Source organism: Priestia sp. AB (genome assembly GCF_028369225.1).
Taxonomy (GTDB): Bacteria; Bacillota; Bacilli; order Bacillales; family Bacillaceae_H; genus Priestia; species Priestia megaterium.
On sequence record NZ_JAQMYN010000046.1, the window covers coordinates 1 to 2,783 of the forward strand.

General features: G+C 30.9%; 3 protein-coding genes. 2 read left to right on the top strand and 1 reads right to left on the bottom strand.

Annotated features, from left to right (window positions below):
- Positions 1-1,303 (top strand): polysaccharide deacetylase family protein (locus POF52_RS30830; protein ID WP_271998151.1); only part of this gene is annotated, 1,303 nt, incomplete at its 5' end.
- 52 nt (positions 1,304-1,355) lie between these two features.
- The gene (locus POF52_RS30835; protein WP_271998154.1) at positions 1,356-1,637 is read left to right on the top strand and encodes a hypothetical protein; all 282 of its coding nucleotides are present in this window, start codon (positions 1,356-1,358) and stop codon (positions 1,635-1,637) included.
- Positions 1,638-2,200: 563 nt separating this feature from the next.
- Here the strand turns inward: POF52_RS30835 and POF52_RS30840 are convergent.
- Positions 2,201-2,783 (bottom strand): DUF4309 domain-containing protein (locus tag POF52_RS30840; protein ID WP_271998157.1); only part of this gene is annotated, 583 nt, incomplete at its 5' end.

Genomic DNA, 2,783 nt, shown 5'->3' on the forward strand with positions numbered 1-2,783 from the left:
AGCTGCTGGAGGATTGGCCAATAAGCTACATGCAAAAATTGTTTTAACACATCCAACAAATACAAATCAAACGGTAAAAGATTATCTTGCAAATGATACACTTCCTACGTATGTATTAGGATCATCTGGTACACTTACAGATAGCGTGTTAAGTGGGCTTGGTTTCCAAGTGTCAATTGCAGAGTCGCCGTTATATATTCAAGCTACTGTTGATACACCTATCTATGATAATCGTAGAGGTAATTTAGATGAAATTGCAACTTTATCTAAAGGACAAGCGCTTGAAGTGGCAAAAGAATATGATGAAAATTTTTGGCAGGTGAAATGGGCAAATACATATGCATATGTACCAAAAAATAAAGTATTAAAAACTACTAAGCTACTATTTACAAATACCAATAAAACTTATAAATCTACAAATAAAAAAATTATCCCACTGCGCGATAATGTAGAAGTAATAGATAACACGAAAAAGGTTAAGTTTGCTACTTTAAAAGATAATCACCGATATCCTGTTATATCAAAAAAAGATAATATGTGGATGATTGATTTAGGTGGTCGATACGGTTATGTAGATTCTTCAAAAGTAAAAGAAGATAAAGGTGTACCTATTTTAATGTATCACCATGTTTTAGATGAAAATGAACTTGGAAGTTATAAGAATATAGGAACGACGGTTACAACAGAAGCATTTATAGAAGAAATGAGTTATTTACATAAACAAGGTTTTACAACAGTGTTGAGTGATGATATTGAAAAATATGTTAGTGATAAGATTAATTTACCTGCTAAAACAGTGGCTATAACATTTGATGACGGACTACTTTCTGTAAGAGATAATGCTTACCCTATCTTAAAGCAATACGGAATGAAGGCTACAGAATACATCATTACATCTCGTAACAATCATCCAACAGAAATTTTTAATGGAACTGCTCCAAGGCTCCAATTTTTCTCACAGGAAGATATGTTAAATATGAAAAACGTCTTTGATTACCAGGCTCATACTCATAACCTTCATAATTTAAATAGCGAGAAAAAATCTGATGTAATTACCAAACCTTATGAAACTGTCAAAGAAGATATTAAGTTAAATAAAAGCATTTTAAATGCTCATTCTCTTGCTTATCCATTTGGTCATTACAATGATGACACCATTCAAATCTTAAAGGAATTAGGTTTTTCTAGCGCAATGACAACTAAACCAGGATATGTTAACGTTGGCGATGATCCTTATCAATTAAAACGAATTGGAATTTATCAAAGTACTACTCTATCTAATTTTGCAACTATTGTACAGTAGACCAATATTTATCTATTGAGAATGACCTTACCTTATTCTACAGGAGGGCGTTATGAATAAATCAAGTAAAGTTTTAAGAGGTTTTGGGATTGTATTGCCGATCCCTTTGGTATCTACAGTAGTATTTTTTCTATTGGCCCAATCTGATCCGTGCTACATCGATAAAGCTATGTGGTCATTGGGGATATTTAGTTTAGTAGTTGTTTGTTTCACGATGTATTTTAAAGAAGTAGTTATCAAGGGAAATTGGTCGAATATCCCTTTTTTCTTTAGATTTGTATGGTGGTTAATATTTATGATGAATAGCTTTAATTTTATATATATCTATTTATGACAACGTTTATCTTTTGATAAACGTTGTTTTTTGATCCAAAAAACTTCAAAATGACTCTCTAAATCCTAGATAAATTAATACTATTAGTTTAAAGAATTATGTGATTTACATGGGAAAGGAAAATGTGGTAAAAAGGAAGTATTATTAGCTTAATCTTGTTTTCAAAGTTAGTTGTTATCTACAGTATATCCTCAGTTTTCGTATTATGTTGGGATTCAATTTCTTTCGAATAGTAAAAGTTATTGCCCTTCGGATCAAAGTGATACACATGATGAGAAACAGGTTTATCGACTGATGGCGTCTACTTAAAATCCAAAAGTATTTCTTTATAAACTATTTTTATTAACTTCATAAGTTAGCAACTTAAAGAAAATAGACTTTCTATGTCTCTAGATAGTAATTTTTGCACGAGAAACCTTTAAGGCTATTGGAGATTTAAGAGAGTTTTTAATTATAAAGTATAAGAATAAAACTTTATAATCTCTAATAATAGCAAAGCCGCATTAAATAAATGACTAATTATATAAAAATAACCCCCAACTTTCTAAAGTTGGGGGTTATTTTTATTCAAAAGGTACAGAAAGACTCATGTAAGTCACTTTGTTAGAATCAGGATCAATATCTACACTAAAGTCGTAATTTCCTACTTCATAGTAGAACGTTTTAATACCATCTTCAGGGTAATAATCTGAGTCTTGAGGTTTACCTAATGCACTGATAAGTTCTGACTCAGTCATATTAATTTTGTCTTCGTATGCATCAATATAATCTACTTTTTTAGTTTTATAGTCAAAGTAATAAGTAAAAACGTCATAGTCATAATACAAAACTTTTTCTCTAGAATTATCGTACACTTCAATTGGTTTACCAAACTTACTAACTACTTCATTTGTAGTTGCACCAATTGCTACATCCATAGTTGGTAACTTACCTTGCTTAAGAAGGTCCTTAGATAATAAAGTTTTTGTAATATCTACATCATAACCAAGACCAGTTAATACGCTATCTGTAAGTGTACCAGATGATCCTAATACATACGTAGGAAGTCTATCTGTTGAAAGATAATCTTTTACCGTTTGGTTCGTATTTGTTGGATGTGTTAAAACAATTTTTGCATGTAACTTATTAGCTAGTCCTCCAGCAGCC

What these genes read in the sequence shown, in the direction of transcription:
- POF52_RS30835 (WP_271998154.1), top strand. Translation starts at nt 1,356, where the DNA reads ATGAATAAATCAAGTAAAGTTTTAAGAGGTTTTGGGATTGTATTGCCG.